A 19,508-nucleotide genomic window follows, 5' to 3' on the forward strand; every position below is an offset into this window, starting at 1 on the left:
TCCCCACTGCCCGGCCGACCCGGGCACCGCGCCGCGCGGCGAGCTGGCCGCCACCCGCATCGCCGCCGCCGACGCCGACGGCAGCCGCGGCCTGTACGAGGGCCCGGTGTGGACCGGGGAGGCGCTGTACTTCTCCCACTTCACCTTCGATCCGGGCTTTCCCTCGCGCATCCTGCGCCTGGCCGCCGACGGCCGCGTCGAGACGGTGATCGAGGACAGCGGCAGCAACGGCCTGGCCCTGGGCAGCGACGGCGCGCTGGTGGCCGCCACCCACGACCTCAAGGAGCTGGCGCGTTACGACCTGGTGGACGGCTCGCGCATGCGCATCGTCGGCGAGTACGGGGGCCAGCCGTTCAACTCGCCCAACGACCTGGTGCTGGGCGCCGACGGCACGATCTGGTTCACCGACCCGGACTACCAGCGCGAGGCCGCGCCCGGCGGGCAGCCGGCCACGCGCGTGTACCGGGTGGGCACCGACGGCCGCGTGGAGGTGGTGGACGACACCCTCGCCAACCCCAACGGTATCGCCCTCTCGCCCGACGGCCGCACCCTCTACGTGGCCGGCGGCGGCGACGACGGCGTGCTGCGCGCCTACCCGCTGGACGCGGACGGTCGCGCCGGCCCGGGCCGCGACCTGGTCCGCGCCGAGGGGCCGGACGGGCTGGCGGTGGACTGCCTGGGCAACATCTACCTGACCGAGCACGCGCGCCGCCGCGTGCGGGTCATCTCGCCGCAGGGCGAGGAGCTGGCCACCATCGCGGTGGACGCCAACATCACCAACGCCGCCTTCGGCGGGCCGCGGCGCCGCACGCTGTACCTGACCGGCGCCGGCGCGCTGTGGTCGGTCGAGCTGGACGTAGCCGGCCTGCCCTACTGAGCGCGCAAAAGGAAGGCCCCCGCGGAGCGGGGGCCTTCCGGTACCGCGTGGTGCGCCAGGATCAGAACTTGTAGTTGATCGAGGCGGCCAGGATGTCGCCACCCACGTCGTACTTGCCCTGCAGGGTGCTGTTGGTCGGCGAGACCAGGCTGATCGCCGGCTCGTTGGTGAACAGGTGGGTGTAGCCGAAGTTGTATTCGACGTTGGCCTTCGGGGTCCAGCCGATGCCGAAGGACAGCCACTTGCGGGTCACGTCCGGCACGCGCACGTCGCGGTGGGCGTAGCTGGTCGGCGTCTCGTCGTAGGCCACGCCGCCGCGCAGGGTCACGGTGTCGGACAGGCGGTACTCGGCGCCCAGCGAGGCGAAGGTGGTGTCGTTGTACGAGAACTCCAGCACCGCGTCGTCCTGGTTGGAGGCTAAGTCCACCACCACGCGGTCGAAGGCCGAGGCCCAGGCGGTGCGGGCCACGTCGCCCATCACCGTCCAGCGGTCGTTGACCTTGTGGGTGACGCTGAGCACGGCCGAGGCCGGCAGGGTCACGGTGGCACGGCCGGAGGTGTCCACGTACTGGCCCGGCGCGGTCTGCGCCAGGAACGCCGCGGCGTTGGCCGGCACGTCGAACTCGGCGTCGCCGCCGGTGATCTTGTGCTCGACCTTGGAGCGGTAGCTCAGGGCGATGTTGGTGTTCTCGGTCGGGCTGGCGGTCAGGCCCAGCACATAGCCGACGGCGTTGTTGTCGCCGGAGATGACCATGCGGCCGTCGGCGCTGCCCGGGTAGAAGCCCATCCGCGCCATCTGCAGGGACATGTTCTGGGCGGCCTGGGCGGCCATGGCCGGGGTGGCGCCCACGCGCAGGGCCTCGGCGGCGGCCTGCTGCGCGGCCGCGCCGTTGATGGCCGCGCCGAAGTCGATGGCGGTGCTCAGCTCGATGGTCAGGCGCTCGACGAACACGCTGGCGCCGAACGACAGGTACGGGTTGATGTCGTACGAGAACGAGGCGCCCAGGTCGATCGCCTTCAGGTCGGTCTTGATGCCGTGGTAGCGGCCGACCCAGTCGGCGTCGTACTCGGTCTTGAAGCCGAACGGCACGGTCAGCGACATGCCGAAGTGCATGTTCTCGTTCTCGCCGAACGGCACGTGGAAGTAGGCCGCCGGCACCGGGGCGATCATGCCGGCGTCGCCGCCGTCACCACCGGAGATGGGGCCGCCGGTGCCCGGGCCGGCCAGGCTGCCGTAGCGGGCGGTGTAGTCCTTGATCTCGGCCGAGAAGCTGATGGCGCTGAGGTCGGCCTGGAACTGGCGGCCGTCGAGCAGGCGCATGGAGGCCGGATTGGTGGCGATGACCGAGGCATCCCCCCAGGCGCTGGCGGAGCCGGCGAAGGCCCGGCCCAGGCCCTTGGCGCTGTTCTCCTTCAACTGGAACGCGGCGGCATGGACATGGCCACAGGCCAGCGCGGCGGCGACGCCGAAGGCCAGGGCGGTGAAGCGGTTGATCTGGGAATGCATAGCTGATGCCTCTCTCCGATAGCGTGGTGTTTGTGTGATCCAGAGCGTCCGCCAAGGGGCCCCTGGTGGGCGCTGCGCCGTCGGATCCCCTCCCGACATACGACGCCGTACTGAAATATAAGCACGCCTTTAACCCGAAATAACGCTGCACTGCCGCAAAACATGCCGCACTGCAGCGGACACGCTGGCCGCTGATGGGCGATAGTTGCGCGCATGTTCGTTTCGCTCCCCTCCCGCCGCAAACCTCCGCCGCGCTGGGCGGCGCCGCTGTTGTTCGCTGCGCTGTGGCTGGCGTTCCTGTGGATGCTGGGGCGTCCGGACGAGGCACGGCGCAGCCTGTGGCTGGCCTGGGGCGCGCTGGGCCGGGGCCTGGGCAGCGGCGATCCATCCTGGGGCGCATGGATCGCGGCGCTGCAGGACGGCAGCGTATTGCGCCTGTTCACCGCCCTGTTCCTGCACGCCGACTGGGCCCATCTGCTGGGCAACCTGGTGTTCCTGCTGATCTTCGGCCTGCCCGCGGAGCGGGCCATGGGGCCGTGGCGGTTCCTGTTCCTGTTCCTGTGCGGCGGGGCCATGGCCAACCTGGCCGCGGTCACCACCCTGGGCAGCCCGGACCAGGCGGTGATCGGCGCCAGCGGCGCGGTCTCGGCGGTGATCGGCGCCTACCTGGCGCTGTTCCCCGGCGCCTGGCTGGGCGTGGTGCTGCCGCTGGGCCTGTTCCTGGAGTTCGTGCGCGCCCCGGCCTACTTGCTGATCGGCATCTGGGCCGCGCTGCAGGTGGTGTTCATGTACATCGGCCCGGCCTTCGGCGCGGTGGCCTGGGCCGCGCACGTGGCCGGCTTCCTGTTCGGCGTGGTGTTCGCCCTGGCCGTGCGCACCGGCATCGCCCGCCGGCTGCGCCGGCAGAAGGGCTACTGAGCCCCTTGGAATCCGGCCGGGGACGCCCCATCCTGCGGCTGTCCGCCAAGAGGTTCCACCCGCTCCATGGCCAAACCGCTGTACAAGGTCACCTTCCTCAACCACGGCAAGGTTTACGAGCTCTACGCCCGGCACGTGTCCAGCAGCTCGCTGTGGGGCTTCGTCGAGGTGGGCGAGCTGGTGTTCGACGTGCACGAGGGCCTGGTGGTGGATCCCACCGAGGAGCGCCTGCGCGACGAGTTCGGCAACACCCGCATGCTGCACCTGCCGATGCAGGGCGTGCTGCGCGTGGAGGAAGTGGAACGGAAGGGCCAGTCGGCCATCCGCGACGCCGCCACCGGCGAGAAGGTGGTCACGCCCTTCCCGCTTCCGGCCAAGCCGACGCGCTGATCCGGCGCGCCGTGCTCAGCGCGCGGCCGGCCGCGCCGGCGCGCCCGCCACCAGCTTCTTCAGCTCGGCCAGCGCCGCGTTGATCGGTCCGTCGCCCGGCAGGGCCACGCCCGGGGTGTATTCCTCGCTCTCCTCCTCGCCCTGCAGGTGGCCGGGGAGGACGGCCTCGCTCAGTTCCAGCCGGCGCGGCGGCACGTCGCCGGCCTCCGAGGCGCTGCGCTCGGGCTGCAGCTCTACGTCCGGGACGATGCCGCTGGCCTGGATCGAGCGCCCGCTGGGCGTGTAGTAGCGCGCCGTGGTCAGCTTGACCGAGTCGCCGTTGTCCAGCGGCAGCACGGTCTGCACCGAGCCCTTGCCGAAGGGGCGGCTGCCGCCCAGCCGCGCGCGGCCGTTGTCGCGCAGCGCGCCGGCCAGCACCTCGGCGGCGCTGGCCGAACCGGCATCCACCAGCACCACCACCGGCGCGCCCTGCAGGCGGTCGCCCGGGGTGGCGGCGAAGCGGGTGTCGGGGCTGGGCAGGCGGCCGCGGGTGCTGACGATGGCGCCGCGGTCGAGGGGCTCGTCGGCCACCTGCACCGCCGCGGTCAGCAGGCCGCCGGGGTTGCTGCGCAGATCCAGCACCAGGCCGCGCAGGCGGCCGCCGGCGCGCGCCTGCAGCTCCTCCAGGTGCTTGCGGAAGTCGGTGCCGGTGTCGGCCTGGAAGGTGCTGATGCGCACGTAACCATAGCCCGGCTCGAGCATGCGGCTGCGCACGCTGGTCACGCGGATGGTCTCGCGCACCAGGGTCACGTCGAACGGCTGGTCGCGGCCGGGGCGCATCACGGTGATGGTCACCGACGTGCCCGGGGCGCCGCGCAGCGGCTCCATGCCCTCGACCTGGGCGATCGGGCGGCCGTCGATGGCGATGATGGAATCGCCCGGCTGCAGGCCGGCGCGCGCGGCCGGGGTACCGTCGATCGGCGCCACCACCTTCAGCACGTTGTCCTCCTGCAGCAGCTCCACGCCGATGCCGTCGTAGGCGCCGGTGGTCTGCTCGTCGAAGGCCTCGGCGGCGGCCTTGTCCAGGTAGGCGCTGTGCGGGTCCAGGTCCAGCAGCAGGCCGCGGATGGCCGCCTGCATCAGGGTGCGGTCGTCCACCGGATCGACGTAGGCGTCCTTGATGGCCTTGTACACCGCCACGTAGCGGCGGATCTCGGCCAGCGGCACCTTCGAGGCCGAGGCGTCGGCCGCGTCGGGGTCGTCGCTGGCCGGCACCGGCGCCTGCGCGTCCTCCCGGGCGGGCACGGTCTCCTGCGCCGCCAGCGGGGCGGCCGGCAGCAGGAACGTCAGCAGCAGCAGGACGTGGCGGGAACGACGCATCGAAGGCTCCGGAAGCGCGCCCATGCGCGCCCGCCGATTATGCGCGATGGCGGGGCAAATTCCCGTTCACCGCCGCTGCAGCCAGGCCGACGGATCGACCGGGCGGCCGTTGTGGCGCAGCTCGAAGTACAGCGCCGGGCGGCCGTGGCCGCCGGAGGTGCCGACCCGCGCCACCTGGTCGCCGCGGCGCACGCGCTCGCCGGCATCGCGCAGCAGCGCGTCGTTGTGCGCGTACAGGCTCATGTAGCCGTTGCCGTGGTCGATGATCAGGATCAGGCCGTAGCCGGTCATCCACTCGGAGAACACCACCGTGCCGTCGGCCACCGCGGTGACCGGGCTGCCGGCCGGGGCGCCGATCAGCACGCCGTTGCTGGTGCGCCCGTCGGGCAGGCGACCGCCGAAGCGCGCCAGCAGCTCGCCGCTGGCCGGCCAGCCCAGCCCGCCCACGCGCGGCGGCGGCGCGCTGGTGGCCACCTTCGGCGGCACCTTCCCCGGCGCCCTGCTGCCCTGCTGGCGCGCCCCCTCCTCGGCCCGGCGGGCGGCGGCGCGGCGCTCGGCCTCGGCCTTCGCCGCGGCGGCGCGCAGCTGCGCCAGCAGGCGTTCCAGCGCGCGCGCGTCCTGGCCCAGCGCCTTCTCCTTCTGCTGGCGGTCCTGGTAGCGCTGGTCCAGCTCGCCGACCAGCGCCGCACGCCGGCCGCGCTCGCGCTGCAGCTCGGCCAGCTGCGCGGCCTGCCCGGCGCGCAGCGCTTCCAGGGTGCGGGTGCGCTCGGCGATCTCGGCCCCGGTCGCCTCCAGCGCCTGCAGCGACTCCGCCAGTTCGGCGATGTGGCGGGCATGGGCGCGCGGGGCGTAGCGGTAGTAGGCCAGCACCCGCTGCGCGTCGGCCACCCGGTCCTGCGACAGCAGCAGCTTCAGCGGGGCATGCGAGCCCAGCGCGTAGGAGGCGCGCAGCAGCCGCGCCAGGCGCTCGCGGCGGGCGTCGCGCTCGCGCTCCAGCTCCGCGCGGCGCTGCTGCAGCCCGGCCAGGGCCTGCTGTTCGCGCTGCAGCGCCTCCTCGGTGCGGGCCAGCTCCCGCGCCCGCCGTCCCAGCCGCTCGTCGGCCTCGCGCAGGCGCCGGGCCGCGTCGCCGCGCTGACCCTCCAGGCGGCGGCGCTCGCGGGCGATCTCCTGCAGCTCGGCGCGTATCCTGCGCAGCTCGCGCTCGGTCGTGGCCGGGTCGCGCCGGTCCTGCGCCGGCGCCGCGGGGACGCCGATGGCCAGGGCCAGGGCGCACAGCAGCGCGCGCAGGACCGCCGCTCCGGCCCGTCGCGGCGCGTGCTTCCTGGGCGGTGGCTGCACGCGGGGTGGGGGCACGCCCATGGATCCCAGTGACTTCAGACAGGTGCGGATTGTAGCCAAGCGTGGTCGTATGCTGGCGTCGGTTCCCGGCATCCAGGAGAACGCCCATGTCCCGCATCCATCGCCTTGCCCTTGCCCTCGCCCTGGCCGTGGCGGCTCCGGCGCTCCCCGCCGCCGACGACATCAGCAAGGTCAACGGCAGCATCGAGGCCGCGGCCGGCCAGACCTACGGCGACCTGGAGACGGTCAACGGCAGCATCCGCGTGGGCGAGAACGTCCAGGCCGAAGACGTCAGCACCGTCAACGGCAGCATCACCATCGGCCAGGGTTCCCAGGTGGACAGCGTGGAGACCGTCAACGGCGCCATCCGCCTGGGCCGCAACGTGCGCACCCGCGGCGGCATCGAGACCGTCAACGGCGGGGTGTTCGTGGACCGCGGCAGCGTGGTCGGCGGCAGCGTGGAGACCGTCAACGGCGCCATCGGCCTGGTCGCCACCGAGGTGGCCGGCAACATCGAGACGGTCAACGGCGACATCACCGTGGGCGTGGACTCGCACGTCCGTGGCGGCATCACGGTCCAGCGCTCCACCGGCTGGTTCCAGGTCACGCCCAAGCGCCGGCAGCGCATCGTCATCGGCCCGCGCGCGGTGGTGGAAGGCCCGCTGGACTTCCGCCGCGAGGTGGACCTGTACGTGCACCGCACCGCCCGCATCGGGCCGGTGAGCGGTGCCGAGCCGGTGGTCTTCGACGGCGACACCGCGCCGCGTCCCTGAGCACGCGCCCGGGCGCGCCGGTACTCCGCCGGCGCGCCGGCGTGCTTAGAATCGGGACACCGACGGCCACACCGGAGTTCCGATGTTCCGCAAGTCCCTGATCGGCATCGCCGTCCTCGCCCTGGCCGCCTGCGGCCGCCAGGCCGGCGAGGACACCACCGCCAACGCTCCCACGCCGGCTTCCGCGCCGGTGCCCGTATCCAACCACCCGTTCCAGCCGGCCATCGACGCGGACGACTTCGCCGAACTGGTGAAGACCCTGGCCTCGGACGAGTTCGAGGGCCGCGCACCCGGCTCGCCGGGCGAGGAGCGCACGGTCGAGTACATCCGCGCGCAGATGCAGCGCATCGGCCTGCAGCCGGGCAACGGCGACAGCTACTTCCAGGACGTGCCGATGGTCGAGACCACGGCCGATCCCTCCACCCGCCTGGTACTGGAGTCGGACGGCAGGCGCACCGAGCTGGCCTTCGGCACCGACATGGTGGTCGGCACCCGCACCGGCCAGCCGCAGGTGAAGATCGAGGGCAGCGAGATGGTCTTCGTCGGCTACGGCGTGGACGCGCCCGAGCGCGGCTGGAACGACTACGCCGGCCAGGACTGGACCGGCAAGACCGTGGTCATGTTCGTCAACGACCCGGGCTTCCACACCGGCGATGAGACGCTGTTCGACGGCAGGAAGATGACCTACTACGGCCGTTGGACCTACAAGTTCGAGGAGGCCGCGCGCAAGGGCGCCGCCGCCGCGCTGATCGTCCACGACACCCCGGGCGCCAGCTACGGCTGGGAAGTGGTGCGCAATTCCTGGTCCGGCGCCCAGTACGACCTGCCGCCCAGCGACGATCCCGATCCGCGCCTGCCCATCCAGGGCTGGATCACCGCCGAGGCCGCGCGCAAGCTGTTCGCCGACGCCGGCCTGGACCTGGACGAGGCCTACCGCGCTGCCAGCAGGCCGGGCTTCAAGCCGGTGCCGCTGAAGGCCCGGCTGTCGGTCGAGCTCAACAGCACCATCACCCAGAAGACCTCGCGCAACGTGATCGGCGTGCTGCCGGGCAGCAGCCGCGCCGACGAGGCCGTGGTGTACATGGCCCACTGGGACCACCTGGGCAAGCACGAGGGCGAGGGCGACACCATCTACAACGGCGCGGTGGACAACGCCAGCGGTGTGGCCGGCATCCTCGAGATCGCCGAGGCCTTCGCCGCCCAGGAGCCGCGCCCGGAGCGCTCGGTGGTGTTCCTGGCGGTGACGCTCGAGGAGTCCGGCCTGCTCGGCTCCAGGTACTATGTGGCCCATCCGACCTTCCCGCTGGACAAGATCGCCGGCGTGATCAACCTGGATGCCATGTCCGTGGCCGGCCGCTCGCGCAACCTGGTGGTCACCGGTTTCGGCAGCTCCGAGCTGGAGGACATGCTGGCGCCGATCGCCCGCGCCCAGGGCCGCCGGCTGGAGGGCGAGGCCTCGGTGCAGAGCGGCTTCTATTTCCGCTCCGACCACTTCAACTTTGCCAAGGCCGGCGTGCCGGCGCTGTACGCCAAGGGCGGCGACGACCTGCTCGAGGGCGGCACCGCAGCCGGCAAGGCCTTCGCCCAGGAGTACGGCGCCAAGCGCTACCACCAGCCGGGCGACGAGTTCGATCCGGCCTGGTGGAAGCTGGACGGCGTGGTCGAGGACCTGGAGGCGCTGTACGCCGTGGGCCGCGAGCTGGCCGCCGGCGACCGCTGGCCGAACTGGTACGAGGGCAACCCGTTCAAGGCCGCCCGCGACCGGATGATGGCCGACAAGGACGGCGCCGCCGCGCACGCCGGACACTGACCGCCATCCGGACGGCGAGCACGCAATGACGAAGCGGACCGCGCTCCAGGCCGACGGGCCAAGGCGCGGTCGCGCATTGTAACGGAATCCGTCCGCCGCTGGAGACGGCACGCGCCCGTCCCCCAACGTGCAGGTGAACAGGCGCCCGCGAACGCCTACCGGATGCCCCGTCGCGCATGCGATGCTGCAGGTGCACATAAGCAAGTGGCATCGACAGGAATCCCGGCAAGGAGGCGCCGAATGAAGTGGCAATGGCTGGTCGCCCCCGGCAGCGCCATCTACCTGGTCCCGCTGGTCCTGCTGGCCGGCGCGGCCGTGGTCCTGCGCGACCGCAGCGCGACCCGCGCCGTGCTGCGCTGGTGGGCCGCGGTCGCCGGCGTCTGCCTGCTGGTCGCCGCCAGCAAGATCGCCTTCTATGGCTGGGGCACCGGCGTCCGCGCCTGGGACCTGACCTGCTTCAGCGGCCACACCGCCCTGTCACTGGCAGTGTGGCCGGTGGTGCTGATGCTGCTGGCGCCCCAGGACCGTCCCGGCTGGCGCGCCACCGCCGCGCTCGCCGGCACTGCCTTCGCTGGACTGATCGGCTACTCGCGCATCCCCCTGGGCGCGCACCCCGTCTCCGAGGTCATCGCCGGCCTGCTGCTTGGCGGCCTGGGCGCCGCCCTGGGCCTGCGCGCCATGTGGCGGCGGAGCCTGCACGGCACCTTCCTGCCGGCGGTCGTCTTCGCCATCGGCGTCTCGGTCGTACTGCCCCCGGACCGCGTGGTCGCATTCTCCAGTGAGAAGTGGTTCAAAAAAATCGGCACCGCCCCCGCCGGCACCGAGCGTCCCTATAGCCGAAAGAAGTGGCGACTTGTGACCGTTACCACTACTTCACGCGGCCTACACATGTGAGGATAGGCCCCGCGGGGAGGTCCGCAAGAACACCCAGGGGGATACAACATGCTGATGTTCGTTGCCGGCGTGCTGTGTGGCGCGTGCTTCGGGGCGGTAGCACTGGGGATCTGCTATTCCGCCGCTTCGCCAAAGCGACTGAGGGGCACACCTCGCCGCTCATCATCCCCCCATCGGAATCAGGTGGCATAAGCCGCTGCTGCTATGCCGTCCATCAGCCGCGCCCGTACACATCCTCGAAGCGGACGATATCGTCCTCCCCCAGGTAGCTGCCGGACTGCACCTCGATCAGCTCCAGCGGCACCTTGCCCGGGTTGCGCAGGCGGTGGGTCACGCCCAGCGGGATGTAGGTGCTCTGGTTCTCCGACAGCAGCAGCACCTCCTCGCCGCGGGTGACCTCGGCGGTTCCGCTGACCACGATCCAGTGTTCGGCACGGTGGTGGTGCATCTGCAGACTCAGCGCCGCACCCGGCTTCACGGTGATGCGCTTGACCTGGTGGCGGTCGCCCATGTCGATGGAGTCGTACGCGCCCCACGGTCGATAGACCTTGCGGTGCAAAGTCGGCTCCGACCGCCCGGCGGCCTTCAGCTGGGCCACGACGGTCTTCACGTCCTGCACGTGGTCCTTGTGCGCCACCAGCACCGAGTCGTCGGTGTCCACCACGACCACATCCTCCAAGCCGATCATCGCCACCAAACGTCCGTCGCCCCAAGCCAGGGTGTTGCGGCAGTCCAGCGCGACCACGTCGCCGTGGTGGGCGTTGCCGTTGCCGTCCTGTTCGGCCACTTCCCACAACGCCGACCAGCTGCCCACGTCGTTCCAGCCCACCGAGATCGGCAGCACCGCCGCATCTGCGGTCTTTTCCATCACCGCGTAGTCGATCGAGTCGGACGGGCAGGCGGCGAAGGCTTCCTTGTCCAGGCGCACGAAATCCTGGTCGCGGCGCGCGCCTTCGAAAGCGGCGCGGCAGGCGGCAAGGATCGCCGGCTGGTGGCGGCCGAGTTCCTCCAGGTAGCGCGACGCCTTGAACAGGAACATGCCGCTGTTCCAGAAGTACTCGCCGGAGGCGACGTAGCCTTGGGCGGTGGCCGCATCGGGCTTCTCGACGAAGCGCTCGACGGCGCGCACGCCCTGGCCGGCGCTGGCCTTGATGTAGCCGTAGCCGGTCTCCGGGCCAGTCGGAACGATCCCGAAGGTCACCAGCTTGCCCGCTTCGGCCGCCGCAGCCGCCTCGGACACCGCAGCGCGGAACGCGGCCGCATCCGTGATCACATGATCCGAGGGAAGGACCAGCAGCAGCGGATCTTCGCCATTGGCACCGGCCTGCAGCGCAGCCACGGCAATGGCCGGGGCGGTATTGCGACCGACCGGCTCTAGCAGGATCGCCGCCGGCGTGCAGCCGGCCTCACGCAGCTGCTCGGCCACCATGAAGCGGTGCTCGTTGTTGGCGACCACGATAGGGCGGCCACTAACGAGCGGTGCTACGCGCTGCCAGGTCGCCTGCAAAAGACTGCTGTTGCCCACCAGAGCGAGGAACTGCTTTGGATATGCCTCGCGAGAAAGAGGCCAAAGACGCGTACCAGAGCCACCGGAGAGAATTACTGGAATCATTGGCATTTGTTCAGACAAGAATAGGTTGGAAAGACAAATTAAATTTTGTCGAGCAAGAAGTCGGAAACCGCTTCAACAAGCTCAGCCCGACGCTTCGTTGAAAGTTCCGGTTTTTCAGGACTATAGGAAAGCGCCCGTTCCATGCAGCGGCTGAAATCAGCGGGGGTTTCGCAAAGAAATATTCCTGGTACCTGTGAAACCTCAGATGCGGTATCAATCTGGTGATCATTGACGTGCTCGCCTAGCGCTGACATGCGCGGCATTATCACCAAGGGGGTGCCAAGCTCCAGCGCAGAGATGATGTTTCCCATGCCGGCATGAGAAACGATTACGTCTGCTTCCTCCATGTGGATTTGGAACTCGTCAACGCTGACGAGCTGCGCACCAGTAAATCCCTCCGGAACGATGCCATTCGGGCCGACTTGGAAGAAAGACTCGTGCCGCGGGTGATGGCGTAGCCAGTCCGCCAGATGGCCGCACAGTCGTGGGAAAGGGGCTTGCGTCCCGGCAGAAAAAAAAATCTTACTCATATTAAGCGACCCTTGTAACTTGGTCTTCCATCAGCAGCCGCAAGGTCCGGCCATTGAGTAAAGACATGCGTCGAGAATAACAGTGCAAACCGGCCAGACATGGAGAGCCTGCGTGTGTTCGCGATGCTGTCTACCCATAGCGTCCGCGCGCCCATAAGGCGAGCTACTGCTATTCCAATAATTCCTGGCGCGGCCCCGGTGGAGATCACATGGGTAGGCCGAACCTTCATCACTGCACGCGTTACAGCAAACGAGCCCCGAAAAGCCCTAAATACGCTTTGCCGATTAAAATCGGGAATATCAAAAATTCCCTCAAATTGAGCCTCAGCGCCAAGATTATGTGCACCTACTGCGGCCAAATAAAGTGATCCCTTATCGGCTGTGGCAGGAAGCAGTCGCTTCAGTTGCACCATATGACCGCCACTTGAACAAATGAGGAGGATCCGCTTATTCATATAGAACTCTCCCCAGCCTCTCCGCCTGAGCTCGCCACCGCGCGGCTTTGACAGCGAGAGTGGAGCGAGAAGCCTCTTCAAAATGGTCTGTTCGCTGCAGCGCGTCAGCGATCCCGGCCCTTATAGAGTCCGGATCCGTGGACTCAACGAAGCGGGCGCCGGGAAACAGTTCTCTAAGAGTGGGAGTATCAGAAAGGACCATGGCCTTGCCATAGCTAACGGCCTCATTCGCCGCGCTGAGCTGAACATCCGGACGCGTCGTAAGCCCCAAAACGAGACTCGCTCGCTCCAGCAGTGAGTCAAACTCCTCAATAGAAATGAAGCCAGTGAAGACCACATTCGGGGGAGCGGAGGCTGCGAGCTTGCGCACGTACCCAGACTTCGGCCGTCCGGTTATGAAGAAGCGAACGGTCGGCAGCGACTTGGCTGCGGCAAGGACTATATCAATCGGCTCATCTTCGTCGAAGGAGCAAGGAAAAAGTACTGACTCATCCTGATTTGATCTTCTAGCTGGGCTGCCAACCTCTATAGCGCGGTCTTCGAGCACAAAGACATTCGTCGAGCTGCCAAAAGTATCTTCATAGCTCTTCTTGACGTGATTGTTATGTACAACGATCGCGTCCAACTGTGAAAGGCACCAAGGTAGGAGAGGCATGGTCGACCACTTCTTCCTTAGGAAGCTGTTATGAATATCCGCCAGGACTCTGGCCCTTTTATTCGCTTTTTTATAAATAACTGCGAGGTAGATTAGAAAACTCGGAGGTGCCTGTATCCATAGTTCACTAGGCCTGTGACGAATGACCGTCGTTGCCGTCAGGAAGAGCCTCCATAGATAATCAAGAGGCAGGAGGGCTTTATTTCTAAAGGCTTTTGGGAAATAGACGATTTCGTACTCCCAGAAGCTACGCATTGCTTCTGCACGGCGTTGATATCCAACCCATGCGACCATCAGCTTGTTGATTCTCATACTGAAAAATGTACCGGGAATGATGCGGAATACAAAATTTCCCCATTTCTTACGCCAACTTGGCGGGCTGGAACACCGGCCATGATCGCAAACGGAGGGACGTCCCTTGTTACCAGGCTGCCCGGATAAATCACTGCGCCCTCGCCAATCGTGACCCCTGGCATGATCCGCACGCCAGGAAAGAGCCAAGCGTTGTCGCCAATCACTACCCGACCGGAAATAGTGCGCGCATATGGGTCATTTATGTCATGCCCCATTGTATAGATCCGGCAATCGTGAGAAATATTGACGTTATTCCCGATATCTATGCCGCCCCGGTTATCCAAGTAACAATATCTATTGACCGTGCAGCAATTTCCTATTGATAGATTGCCGAAATCAAACAGTCTTACATGGCCGTGGACAGTGGTGCCCCTTCCTACTACACCGAATATGAGTGAGATCAGAAGTCGCCTGAGCTCGAAAAAAAAACAAATAGTGACAGCCAGATTGGCCGCCTCGAGGAGAAGTTTCTTGGCCGTAAGTCTATAGCTCATAGCTTGGGCGTCCTGTCTGCAGTGCGGTTCTTAGAGGGCGACCTTTTGAACAATAGCGCGGCGATAATAAGCACGAAAACATACATGGGCTTGAATATGCCTCGATTCATTAACTCGAGCATGTATACAAAGAATATGGAAAGGATGGCTAGTATTCTCGGGTCTCGATGTAGTGAATAAGCTTTCGCGAGGCGCGCCATTATTAATCCGGCGATTGCAAAGAAAATCGCAACGCCAGTCTTCCCGTAGCTAATGTAAAGCCCCCCCAATATGGAGGGCGTGAGGGAAGAGTCCTCTCTCCCGTTCACCACCATTCCTAAGACGCGGCCGGACGTAAGAGAGTAGCCCGGCAGAAGAGTAAGGAAGTCTGAGAAAAAGAAGAGCGGCTTGCTAACGTGCTCGGATATTTCGTCAGCTCTTTCAAGCGAGGCTTCCGCTACACCCATTCCTTCGCGAGCGGCGAGGTGCAGCGGAATATAAGGAAGAGAAAATTCGGGGAGCACCACCTGGAACTCTCTGATCGTCTCTTCCCAGCTAAGGGTTCGGCCGACAGAATTATTAGTCCTTACTAAATAGGAGTAGCCAAACAGAAAAAGGAAAACGGGCAGCATCAACGCAAAGCCAAGGCGGTACCGTGCGAACCGCGCGGTTTCGCGAGTGGACATAAATAGAGCAAAAAGTATCCCCATAACTAGAAGTATTGGCTGGTTTCGATATCCCAACGTGAACAACATGGCGAGCGTGCAGATCGGGAGCGCAAACATGCTTGGCGCAAGCCGTTTCCTCTGGGTAATTTGATACGCAAAATTGGATATCACTACCGGTATGGAAAACTCGACGACATAGGAGAGCTTTGCCGGAATATTGAAACGGGCTTCTGGGTTAAAGAAGACCAGTCCGAAGCTCGCCACGATGTAAAGCGCTGATAGTGACGACGCGACCAGGACTAACGTGCCAAACCACTTCCTATAAGAATGCGTTGACGCGCCACCATTAGTTCCGAGTCGGTTACCTCCCAACGATCCGGCGCAGAAAGACACTATGGCCGTTATGAGAACGATTACCCACTGCTGAATGTCAATATAACCCCGATATGTAGTAATCGGGAGCAGGCCGGAGATGTAGTACAAGCTTAAGATCGCGATGTAAGCAATATGTGGCTTCCTGGCCACACGTACGATGGTCGGATACAGGATATATGCAAGGAGGAAGATCGGCACTAGGGCAATCAACGAACCGATCAGCGAAATGAGTGTCTGATTGCTCGACGAGAAAACTATGCCAAGCGCAACCAATGCCGAGGCTAGCGTGGGCAGTCCGAGAATACGTGGATCCTTTAAGTGATACATCTTGCGCTATCTCGCTTCTTCAACTTGACGGCTGCGATGTAAAGCGTGATACACAACAGGACGTCACAGACTACGGATGTGATTGCTGCGCCAAGCCAGCCCATTCTGGGGATAAGAATGAAATTCAGGCCGATATTAAGCGCTGCGATGCTAACCTGAATGAAACTCCTCACTCCTTGATAGTTTGCGCCCGTGAGTGCGTCCGCGAGTAGAAAATGCAGTGCTCGAAGAGTGGGAATGACGCAGAGGGCTTTGAGAACCAGGGAAGTTTCAGCATACCCTTCGCCAAGAATTACTGTGGCGAGTCCGGCGCAGATGTACAATCCCGCAGAGCCAAGTAGTCCCAGGCCCAGCGTGGCGGGCAAGTATCTCCGGGCCAAGTCTAGGGTGCTTGTGATTCCAGATGCGCCTGCGACGAAGAATTTTGGGTATGTGACAGTTAGAAGTGCGCGAATTGGTGAGAACGCTACGTCCACAACTTTATACGCTGCTGCGTAGTTGCCTGCGATGGCCGCCGACTCATAGCGAGGAATGATTAGCTTATCCGCGTCGTTATAGACACCTTGAGACGATATGCCGATAGAAAACTTGAGGCCTTCACCTATCTCTCGCGTGAACAACGAGAATTTAACTCCGTGTCTTTTTAGGAACAGAGTTGTAATCAACGCGCATGGAATGAAGGCGCTTGATATATAAAGTAAGAGCCATGCCGATATGTTCTCATTCGCAAAAGCTAGTCCTGTCGCACCGGCTATCAATCTGAATGCCGAGGTGATTATGGTGTTCCAGGCTATGGTTACTATTTTGGTCTGCGACTGAAAAGCCTGAGCAGTAATTTCCTGTATTTTCGTTATCCCAAGCTCACATAGTAAGACAGATAGAGCTATGGGCCAGCCGCTCTCTCCAATGCTCGAGTTGATAATTAGGCAGTAAACTGGGATGGCTATTACGAATGTAATTCCCGTTAGGGTGATTGCATTTCCATAATAGCTAGGAAGTAGGGAGGGATTCCGGGAGCAATTCCTGATTATCAACGACCCGCTGCCGCACCCGATAAAAGGGGCGAGAATCACGGCCAGAGCGAACGCCGAAGAGAAGTATGAGAAGTTGTGGGGGCCGATAGACCGGGCTAATGCTACGAAATACAGAGCCTGCGCAGTAAGACGCGAGGCGTTTGCTGCCACAACTAAGGCTGTATGCCTCGTGGTTTCGCCTCGGAGCCGCGTTCTCTCGAGGATTCTACGGAGACCCATGCGCTTTCCCTTGGTTATCGGCTCAGCCTAAACCGAATAGATCTCGGCTGTAGACGCGGTGGGCGACATCGCGGATGTCGTCGGTGATGCGGTTTGCCACGATCACATCGGACAGGTGCTTGAACTCGGTCAAGTTGTTGACCACGCGAGAACGGTAGAAATCAGCTTCCTTGAGCACAGGCTCATACACGATGACCTCGATGCCCTTGGCCTTTATCCGTTTCATGACTCCCTGGATAGCGGAGGCACGGAAGTTGTCGGATCCTGCCTTCATGACCAATCGGTAGATGCCGACCACGCGCGGATTACGTGCGATTATCTGGTCGGCAATGAAGTCTTTGCGCGTACGATTCGATTCGACGATCGCTTGGATTAGGTTTTGGGGAATCTGGTTGTAGTTGGCGAGCAGCTGCTTGGTGTCCTTCGGCAGGCAATAGCCGCCGTAGCCGAAGCTGGGGTTGTTGTAGTGGTTGCCGATGCGCGGATCTAGGCATACGCCGTCGATGATCTGGCGCGTATCCAGACCGTGTGTACAGGCATAGGTGTCCAGCTCGTTGAAGTAGGCCACGCGCATGGCTAGGTAGGTATTGGCGAACAGCTTGATCGCCTCTGCCTCTGTCGCGTCGGTGAACAGCACCGGCACGTCCTTGTCGATGGCCCCTTCCTGCAGCAGGGCGGCAAATCGCTGGGCGCGCTCGGAGCGCTCGCCCACCACAATGCGGCTCGGATGGAGATTGTCGTATAGTGCACGCCCCTCTCGCAGGAACTCTGGCGAGAAGATTACATTCTCAATGTCCAGGGCCGCTCGGACGCGGCGCGTATATCCCACCGGGACGGTAGACTTAATTACCATCACCGCCGCGGGGTTTATCTCCTTTACGTCCCGGATGACGGACTCCACCGAGGAGGTATTGAAGTAGTTGGTCTGGGGATCGTAGTCCGTGGGTGTGGCGATGACGACGAAATCGGCGCCAGCGTACGCTTCCTGCTTGTCCAGGGTTGCCTTCAGGTCGAGCGGACGATTGGCGAGGTAGTCCTCGATCTCCCGGTCCTCGATTGGCGACTTGCGGGCGTTGATCAGTTCAACGCGCTTCGGATCGATATCCAAGGCGACCACACTGTGGTTTTGCGCGAGCAGGACAGCGTTGGATAAGCCGACATAGCCCGCGCCGGCAACAGCAATCTTCATTGGATGCTCCGTTTTGTACTCCGTGAGCCCGTCGTCGGCTCAGTACGCGTTCTTGTTCACAAAGCCCTTGAACACGGTCATCAGGATGATGCGCAGATCGAACCAGGGTGACCAGTTCTGCATGTAGTACAGGTCGTACTCCACGCGGCGTGCCATCTTCTCGACGGTATCGGTTTCCCCGCGCAGGCCGTTGACCTGGGCCCAGCCGGTGATGCCGGGCTTGACCCGATGGCGCTGCATATAGCGATCGACCAGGGTCTTGTACTGCTCGTTATGGGCGATGGCGTGCGGGCGCGGGCCGACGATGGACATCGAGCCCTGCAACACGTTGATGAACTGCGGAAGTTCGTCCAGGCTGGTTCGGCGCAGGAAGGCGCCGAACGGCGTCACGCGGGAATCATTCTTGCGCGCCTGGGTGACCTTGCCGTCTTCCTCCTGGTGCACCCGCATGCTGCGGAACTTCCACACCTCGATGGGCTTGCCGCCCAGGCCGTGGCGCAGCTGGCGGAAGAACACCGGTCCGGGCGAGCTGAGCTTCACGCCGATGGCAATCGCGATCATCAGCGGCGAGATCATCAGCAGGATCAGGGAGGCCAGCACCTTGTCCATGGTGGCCTTGACCAGATGGGCCGGGCCATCCAGGGGGCTGGAGCGCAGGTTGAGTACCGGCAGGCCGCCAATCTGCTCCACCGAATGGTTCAGCAGCTGCAGGCCGAACAGGTCGGGCAGCAGCTTGATGTCCGCGGTGGAGAAATCCAGCTGCCGCAACACGTAGGCGATCTGGTCCTGCTCGCGCATGGGCAGGGCAATCCAGACCTGGTCGATGTGCCGGGCCTCCACGAAGGCGGCCAGCCGGTCCACCCGGCCCATGGGGCGGATGCCATGCAATGCGCAGCGGTCGGCGCTGGTAGCAAACCAGCCGACAACCTTGATGCCCATCCAGGGATTGCGGTGCAGCGTGTCGACGATGCGCTGTGCATCCGGGTTGCCACCCACGATCACGGCGGTACGCAGGTCCATGCCGCGTGCACGGGCCCACGAGGCGCAGCCGCGCAACACGATGCGGATGGAGGCGGCGCCGGCCAGGCTCAGGCCGAACCAGGCGCCAAGCCACAGCCGCGACAGTTCGCCGATCATCTGGATCAGGGTCGTGTAGAACAGAACCCCGGTGCAGATCAGCAGCCAGCACAGCCCCAGGTGCATCAGCTCGGCGCCAAGGCCGCGGCCGCGCCAGCTGCGGTAGAGGGAGGAGGACCCGAAGATCAGCAGGCCGAACAGCGTGGTGATCACCACCAGGCTGACGTAGTCCTTCTGCAAGTGCCAGGTGCCGAAGCGGATGCGGTACGCCAGCAGCGCGCCGCCGACGAGGATCAGCGGGTCCGCGATTCGTATCAGCGCACCGATGGCGGCCGTGAACTTGCTCGCCGTCCGAGGTGGGGCACTGGTTTCCGACCTGATTGGCATGAGCAGCATGGTATTTCCCCTTCATCCATGTGCGTTGCCGGCAGGCGCCGGTTGGGGAGACTTGATGTTGCATTGCAGCATCAAGTCTTGCAAGTCCTTAGGGAAGGTCTGAACAACTCCGCCCGATTGCGCGACAATGCCTCACCGTGATCGGGGTGAGTGCGATGCAGCTGTCGTTCGGTGATGCCGAGGGTCTGGGGAGCCGCAAGCGCACGCGGCGCGAGGTGTTTTTGGCGGAGATGGAGCAGGTGGTGCCGTGGCAGGCGCTGCTGGGTCTGATCGAGCCG

At 64.8% G+C, this 19,508-nt stretch carries 18 protein-coding genes and 1 pseudogene; 7 read left to right on the plus strand and 12 right to left on the minus strand.

Features of this window, described 5'->3' with window-relative positions; genetic code table 11:
* Nucleotides 1–877: SMP-30/gluconolactonase/LRE family protein (locus CR938_RS10755; RefSeq protein ID WP_162125010.1), on the plus strand; the 877-nt coding region annotated here is incomplete at its 5' end.
* A gap of 61 nt (nt 878–938) precedes the next feature.
* Here the strand turns inward: CR938_RS10755 and CR938_RS10760 are convergent.
* Nucleotides 939–2,384, minus strand: a complete 1,446-nt coding sequence (locus tag CR938_RS10760; RefSeq protein ID WP_162125011.1) for an outer membrane protein transport protein — start codon at nt 2,382–2,384, stop codon at nt 939–941.
* A gap of 213 nt (nt 2,385–2,597) precedes the next feature.
* On the opposite strand from CR938_RS10760, the gene CR938_RS10765 reads away from it, so the two are divergent.
* Nucleotides 2,598–3,302, plus strand: a complete 705-nt coding sequence (locus tag CR938_RS10765) for a rhomboid family intramembrane serine protease (RefSeq protein ID WP_162125012.1) — start codon at nt 2,598–2,600, stop codon at nt 3,300–3,302.
* Nucleotides 3,303–3,368: 66 nt separating this feature from the next.
* A complete protein-coding gene (locus CR938_RS10770) occupies nt 3,369–3,692 on the plus strand; it encodes a DUF1820 family protein (RefSeq protein WP_162125013.1) in 324 nt (107 codons plus the stop codon).
* Between the two features lie 15 nt (nt 3,693–3,707).
* Here the strand turns inward: CR938_RS10770 and CR938_RS10775 are convergent, their stop codons facing one another.
* Together CR938_RS10775 and CR938_RS10780 are read right to left on the minus strand one after the other, a co-directional pair.
* Nucleotides 3,708–5,051: a S41 family peptidase gene (locus CR938_RS10775; RefSeq protein ID WP_162125014.1), complete on the minus strand. Its 1,344-nt coding sequence runs from the start codon at nt 5,049–5,051 to the stop codon at nt 3,708–3,710.
* A 66-nt stretch (nt 5,052–5,117) separates the two neighbouring features.
* A complete protein-coding gene (locus CR938_RS10780) occupies nt 5,118–6,410 on the minus strand; it encodes a murein hydrolase activator EnvC family protein (RefSeq protein ID WP_162125015.1) in 1,293 nt (430 codons plus the stop codon).
* An 86-nt stretch (nt 6,411–6,496) separates the two neighbouring features.
* On the opposite strand from CR938_RS10780, the gene CR938_RS10785 reads away from it, so the two are divergent.
* The 3 genes from CR938_RS10785 (at nt 6,497) to CR938_RS10795 (ending at nt 9,866) form a co-directional block, all read left to right on the plus strand.
* Nucleotides 6,497–7,162, plus strand: a complete 666-nt coding sequence (locus CR938_RS10785) for a DUF4097 family beta strand repeat-containing protein (protein WP_162125016.1) — start codon at nt 6,497–6,499, stop codon at nt 7,160–7,162.
* Nucleotides 7,163–7,244: 82 nt separating this feature from the next.
* The gene (locus CR938_RS10790) at nt 7,245–8,972 is read left to right on the plus strand and encodes a M28 family metallopeptidase (RefSeq protein WP_162125017.1); all 1,728 of its coding nucleotides are present in this window, start codon (nt 7,245–7,247) and stop codon (nt 8,970–8,972) included.
* A 240-nt stretch (nt 8,973–9,212) separates the two neighbouring features.
* A complete protein-coding gene (locus tag CR938_RS10795) occupies nt 9,213–9,866 on the plus strand; it encodes a phosphatase PAP2 family protein (RefSeq protein WP_162125018.1) in 654 nt (217 codons plus the stop codon).
* Nucleotides 9,867–10,080: 214 nt separating this feature from the next.
* Here the strand turns inward: CR938_RS10795 and CR938_RS10800 are convergent, their stop codons facing one another.
* The 9 genes from CR938_RS10800 to CR938_RS10840 are packed head-to-tail and all read right to left on the minus strand — an operon-like array spanning nt 10,081 to nt 19,221.
* A complete protein-coding gene (locus CR938_RS10800; RefSeq protein ID WP_162125026.1) occupies nt 10,081–11,484 on the minus strand; it encodes a mannose-1-phosphate guanylyltransferase/mannose-6-phosphate isomerase in 1,404 nt (467 codons plus the stop codon).
* Nucleotides 11,485–11,516: 32 nt separating this feature from the next.
* A complete protein-coding gene (locus CR938_RS10805; protein ID WP_162125019.1) occupies nt 11,517–12,008 on the minus strand; it encodes a glycosyltransferase in 492 nt (163 codons plus the stop codon).
* Nucleotides 12,005–12,463 carry a glycosyltransferase family protein gene (locus tag CR938_RS10810; RefSeq protein WP_162125020.1) on the minus strand — a complete coding sequence of 153 codons (459 nt, stop codon included), beginning with the start codon at nt 12,461–12,463 and terminating at the stop codon, nt 12,005–12,007. The genes CR938_RS10805 and CR938_RS10810 overlap by 4 nt, the downstream gene beginning before the upstream one ends.
* The gene (locus CR938_RS10815) at nt 12,456–13,430 is read right to left on the minus strand and encodes a glycosyltransferase (protein ID WP_162125021.1); all 975 of its coding nucleotides are present in this window, start codon (nt 13,428–13,430) and stop codon (nt 12,456–12,458) included. Before CR938_RS10815 ends, CR938_RS10810 begins: the two co-directional genes overlap by 8 nt.
* Nucleotides 13,427–13,966, minus strand: coding sequence for an acyltransferase (locus CR938_RS10820; protein WP_162125022.1), 540 nt, complete (start codon nt 13,964–13,966; stop codon nt 13,427–13,429). The genes CR938_RS10815 and CR938_RS10820 overlap by 4 nt, the downstream gene beginning before the upstream one ends.
* Nucleotides 13,963–15,315 (minus strand): hypothetical protein, encoded by a 1,353-nt coding sequence (locus tag CR938_RS10825; protein ID WP_162125023.1) that lies wholly within the window; start codon nt 15,313–15,315, stop codon nt 13,963–13,965. Before CR938_RS10825 ends, CR938_RS10820 begins: the two co-directional genes overlap by 4 nt.
* Entirely contained in the window at nt 15,303–16,568 is a 1,266-nt protein-coding gene (locus CR938_RS10830) for a lipopolysaccharide biosynthesis protein (protein WP_162125024.1), read from the minus strand. Before CR938_RS10830 ends, CR938_RS10825 begins: the two co-directional genes overlap by 13 nt.
* A 22-nt stretch (nt 16,569–16,590) precedes the next feature.
* The gene (locus tag CR938_RS10835) at nt 16,591–17,757 is read right to left on the minus strand and encodes a nucleotide sugar dehydrogenase (protein WP_162125025.1); all 1,167 of its coding nucleotides are present in this window, start codon (nt 17,755–17,757) and stop codon (nt 16,591–16,593) included.
* Between the two features lie 39 nt (nt 17,758–17,796).
* Nucleotides 17,797–19,221, minus strand: coding sequence for an undecaprenyl-phosphate glucose phosphotransferase (locus tag CR938_RS10840; RefSeq protein ID WP_246191048.1), 1,425 nt, complete (start codon nt 19,219–19,221; stop codon nt 17,797–17,799).
* Between the two features lie 164 nt (nt 19,222–19,385).
* Between CR938_RS10840 and CR938_RS10845 the strand changes: the two are divergent.
* Nucleotides 19,386–19,508 (plus strand): annotated as a pseudogene (locus tag CR938_RS10845) (IS5/IS1182 family transposase); the annotation flags it as partial.

The sequence above is a fragment of the Pseudoxanthomonas taiwanensis genome (assembly GCF_010093135.1).
In the GTDB taxonomy this organism is placed as follows: Bacteria; Pseudomonadota; Gammaproteobacteria; order Xanthomonadales; family Xanthomonadaceae; genus Pseudoxanthomonas; species Pseudoxanthomonas taiwanensis.